Consider the following 4,121-nt stretch of genomic DNA (forward strand, 5'->3'; position numbering starts at 1 on the left):
AGCTCGATCAGGTCGCATCTCGGAGCGTGGCTTGGGCCAGCTGCTGCGCGCGGAACGTCGTCGGATCGACTGCGATCCAAGAATCCACGATCTTTCCGTGGGCCAGCCGGTACATGTTCAAGCCGCGTGCTTCGAACGGCTGGTTGGTCGGCTTGAGATTGAAGAACTGGCCCGTGTGCAACCCCGTTTCATGCCACTGGATGACGACCAGATCGTCTGCTGCAACGACGGTCTCCAGCTCGATCCGGAAATTGGAGTACGCGTTGTGAAGATTCGCGACGGCCGCGGCGAAGCCGGCGGGTCCGTGCCGCCCGTTGGAATGATCGACATGCTCGGTCGAGACCAGCGCTTCGAAGCGGTCCGCGCGATTAGCCTGAATGCAGGTGTAGAGCTCGCGAACGATCTCTTCGTTCAGGGCAAGCTGATGGGCGCTGGTCATGTTTTCTCTCCAAGGTTTCGCTTGCAGTAGCCGAGCCCATGACGGCGCTTGCGAACGTTTGGCCCGGGCAAGACGCGTCGCTTCCGATCGGCTACGATAGTCATCGGTATTCAATATAGCTTACTATATTTAAATCGCGGTGCCGATGTCAAAGGAAAAGTCTCGTCGTTACGTTTCTTCGGCGCGCCAGCAGCAGGCGGCGGACACGCAGCGCCGCATTCTCGCCGCTGCTGAAACCCTGTTCAGCATCGAAGGGTTTGACGGAACGACGATCGAGGCGATTGCCCGCAAGGCTGGCGTCGCGGCGCCGACCGTCTATTCCGGCTTCAAATYCAAGCGCGGCATCGTCCTCGCGCTATTGGACCAGGCCCGTTTCGGCGAGGCGTACAAATCCCTCGTGTCAGAGGCCAACGACACGGGCGATGCGCGCGCGCGCCTTGCCGTGTCGGCGCGCATTGCGCGCCAGATCTACGAGGCTGAGCAGGCGACTCTGGATCTCGTGCGGGGAGCGGCCGCCGTCTCGCCCGAACTCGCCGCGCTGGTCGATGCGCGCGAAGAAAGCCGCCGGACGCCTCAGCGCCCGCTGATCGAGGACCTTCGTCRGCAAGGCCAGCTCCGCCCCGGCCTCTCCGTCGCGCGCGCCGCCGATATCATGTGGACACTGACGAGCCGGGAGCTCTTCAGGTTGCTCGTGATCGAATCGCGATGGCCGGCCAGTGATTACGAAAGCTGGCTGCGCGATGTCCTGCGCCGCGAATTATGCCGCGATGAGCCGGTTGGTTAGTCCCCGATTGCCCTTCGCGCCGCTCGCCTTTGTCCCGGCCGTGACGGACTGGAGGGAGCCCGTACTATTTCGCCTTCGCACCCTGCCTGGCGCTCCCGTTGCTGCTCTTCGGCTGACTGTCCCGGATCAGGCGATCGATGTGCATGCGGATGTGGGCGGCCTCCGCCGAGGTGTTGGCGAGCGCGATGGCGCGGTCGAAGGCGACGCGGGCTTCGTCGTTGCGGCCGAGCTGCATCAGGAAGGCGCCGCGCACGCCGTGGAAATGGAAGTAGTTGGCAAGCTTCGGCGCCAGCGGCTCGATCAGGTCGAGCGCGGCTTGCGGCCCGCGCACCTTGGACACCGCGACCGCGCGATTGAGCGTCACCACCGGCGACGGCTGCGCCAGTTCCAGCGCGCCATAGAGCAGGTCGATCTGGGCCCAGTCGGTCTCCTCCGGCGTCGCCGCACGGGCATGCAATGCGGCGATCGCGGCCTGAATCTGGTAGGGCCCGCTGCGACGATGGCGCATCGCCTTGTCGATCAGCGCCAGCCCTTCCGCGATCATGGTGCCGTTCCACAGGGAGCGATCCTGGTCGTCCAGCAAGATCAGCGAACCGTCGTCCGCAAACCGCGCGGCGCTGCGCGCATGCTGCAACAGCAGCAACGCCGCCAGCCCCATGATCTCCGGCTCGCTCTGGAACAGCCGCAGGAGCAGCCGCGCCAGCCGGATCGCCTCCTCGCAGAGCGGCTTTCTGATCTCGGCGGTGTCGCCGCTCGCCGAATAACCCTCATTGAAGATCAGGTAGATCATCGCCGCGACAATGGCGAGCCGCTCGGAGCGTTCGACTGCACCGGGCGTTTCGAAAGGCGCCCCGGCTTCAGCGACCTTCGCCTTGGCGCGCGTGATGCGTTGCTCCATCGCCGCATCCGAGACCAGGAAAGCACGGGCGATCTGCTTCACGGTGAGGCCGGAGACGATGCGCAGGGCGAGCGCGATCTGCTGCGTCGCCGGCAATTGCGGATGGCAGCAGATGAACATCAGGCGCAGAATGTCGTCGCGATAATGCGAGCCGTCGAGCCGCTCGGCGAGCGCGCCCTCGGCATCGCCGAGATCGGAGATCGCCTGATCGTCCTCGGGCAGCGGCTGCTGCTTGCGGGCGCGCCGCACCTCGTCGATCGCGACATTGCGGCCGACCATGATCAGCCAGGCCGCGGGATCGCGCGGCGGCCCGTTCTGCGGCCATGTCTTGAGCGCGCGCAGGCAGGCGTTCTGGAAGGCTTCCTCGGCGGTGTCGAGATCGCGGAAATAGCGCAGCAGCGCGCCGACCGCCTGGGGTCGCGCCGAAGTCAGCGCGGTCTCGATCCAGGCGGTGCCGGTCTCGCTCACGTCAGGTTTCCTCCCGGCCTGAACACGCCGACGGGGCGCACCTCATAGGCACCACCGGGATTGGCGGAGCCGAGGTCGCGCGCGACGTCGAGCGCGTCGTCGAGGTTCTTGCAATCGACGATGTAGAAGCCGAGCAACTGCTCCTTGGTCTCGGCATAGGGGCCGTCGAGCACCAGCGGCGGGTCTTCCTTACGCAGCGTCGCCGCCGCGGTGGTCGGCAACAGCCGCGCCACCGGACCGAGCCGGCCCTGGCTCGTGAGCTTCTCCTGCACCACGGCGAGCTTCTTCATCACCGCCTCGTCCTGGTCCTTGCTCCAGGAGCCGACGAAGTCCTCGTCATGATAGCAAAGGATCGCATAAAGCATGGGCAGTACCTTCCCTGACCTCTTGTTTTGAAGACGATCCACTATGCCCTGCCCCGACAGGGCTGCGGAAAAAAACTGCAAGAAAAATCCGGCGGATCGTGCCAAGGAGAGCCCTCAAAAGCGGAACCCCGACGAGGCACTTCGAATGACCAAAGGCACACTGGCCGTCCTGATCAACAGCACGCAGCAGAACTGGCTGCCGGAACGCTGGAAGGCCCGGTTCGATTCGGTCTGCGGCGGTCGCCGCGTGGTGCTGCTGCCCGATGCCGGGCTCGATCCGGCCGAGGTGCACTATGCCGCGGTGTGGAAGCCGGTGCCGGGCGATCTCGGCTCGTTCCCCAATCTGCGCGCGATCTTCAATCTCGGCGCCGGCGTCGATGCGCTGATGGCGGACAATAGCCTGCCGGACGTGCCGCTGGTTCGCGTCGCCGTGCCCGACCTGACCAATCGCATGACCGAATATGTCGTGCTGCACGTGCTGATGCACCACCGCCAGGAGCTGTACTTGCGGCAGTCGCAGCGTGAGAAACGCTGGGAGCCGAAATATCAGTGGCCGGCGAGCGCGGTGACGGTCGGCGTGATGGGGCTGGGCACGCTGGGCGCGGATGCGGCCGACGTGCTGCGGCGGCTCGGCTTCCGCGTCGTCGGCTGGAGCCGCAGCCCGCGCACGATCGACGGTGTCGAATGCTTCCATGGCGTCGCCGGAATCGATGCGTTCCTGCGCGCGACCGACATTCTGGTCTCGCTGTTGCCGCTGACCCCGGACACGCACGGCATCCTCAATCGCGACGTCTTCACCAAGCTCAACCGCAAGAGCCCGCTCGGCGCACCCGTGCTGATCAATGCCGGCCGCGGCGGCTTGCAGAACGAGGCCGATATCCTCGCCTGTCTCGACGACGGCACATTGGGCGCGGCCTCCCTCGACGTCTTCGTGCAGGAGCCACAGCCGGCCGACAGCCGCTTCTGGACCCATCCCAAGGTGCTGCTGACCCCGCACAACGCCGCGGACACCGACGCGGAAGCGATCTCGGCCTATGTCGCCGAGCAGATCGCACGGTTCGAGGCGGGCGGCGCGCTGGAGAACGTCGTGGACCGGGCACGGGGGTATTAGGGCTCGCCTGGCTCTACAAACTCCATGTCGTCCCGGCGAAGGCCGGGACCCATACC

5 protein-coding genes are annotated in these 4,121 nt (G+C 65.7%); 2 read left to right on the top strand and 3 right to left on the bottom strand.

The genetic code is table 11. From position 1 onward, the window contains the following. Positions 1–7 precede the first annotated feature (7 nt). Entirely contained in the window at positions 8–439 is a 432-nt protein-coding gene (locus AC1D00_RS30120) for an ester cyclase (RefSeq protein ID WP_477013170.1), read from the bottom strand. A gap of 145 nt (positions 440–584) precedes the next feature. Here AC1D00_RS30120 and AC1D00_RS30125 point away from each other — a divergent pair, with 145 nt between their 5' ends. After that, positions 585–1,223: a TetR/AcrR family transcriptional regulator gene (locus tag AC1D00_RS30125; protein ID WP_477013171.1), complete on the top strand. Its 639-nt coding sequence runs from the start codon at positions 585–587 to the stop codon at positions 1,221–1,223. 64 nt (positions 1,224–1,287) lie between these two features. Here AC1D00_RS30125 and AC1D00_RS30130 read toward each other — a convergent pair whose 3' ends face one another. Beyond that, positions 1,288–2,589 carry an RNA polymerase sigma factor gene (locus AC1D00_RS30130; RefSeq protein ID WP_477013172.1) on the bottom strand — a complete coding sequence of 434 codons (1,302 nt, stop codon included), beginning with the start codon at positions 2,587–2,589 and terminating at the stop codon, positions 1,288–1,290. Then, the gene (locus tag AC1D00_RS30135) at positions 2,586–2,954 is read right to left on the bottom strand and encodes a YciI family protein (RefSeq protein WP_135177162.1); all 369 of its coding nucleotides are present in this window, start codon (positions 2,952–2,954) and stop codon (positions 2,586–2,588) included. The genes AC1D00_RS30130 and AC1D00_RS30135 overlap by 4 nt, the downstream gene beginning before the upstream one ends. A 145-nt stretch (positions 2,955–3,099) precedes the next feature. On the opposite strand from AC1D00_RS30135, the gene AC1D00_RS30140 reads away from it, so the two are divergent. Further along, the gene (locus tag AC1D00_RS30140) at positions 3,100–4,065 is read left to right on the top strand and encodes a 2-hydroxyacid dehydrogenase (protein WP_477013173.1); all 966 of its coding nucleotides are present in this window, start codon (positions 3,100–3,102) and stop codon (positions 4,063–4,065) included. Positions 4,066–4,121 lie beyond the last annotated feature (56 nt).

This window comes from Bradyrhizobium sp. P2_E8 (genome assembly GCF_056403875.1).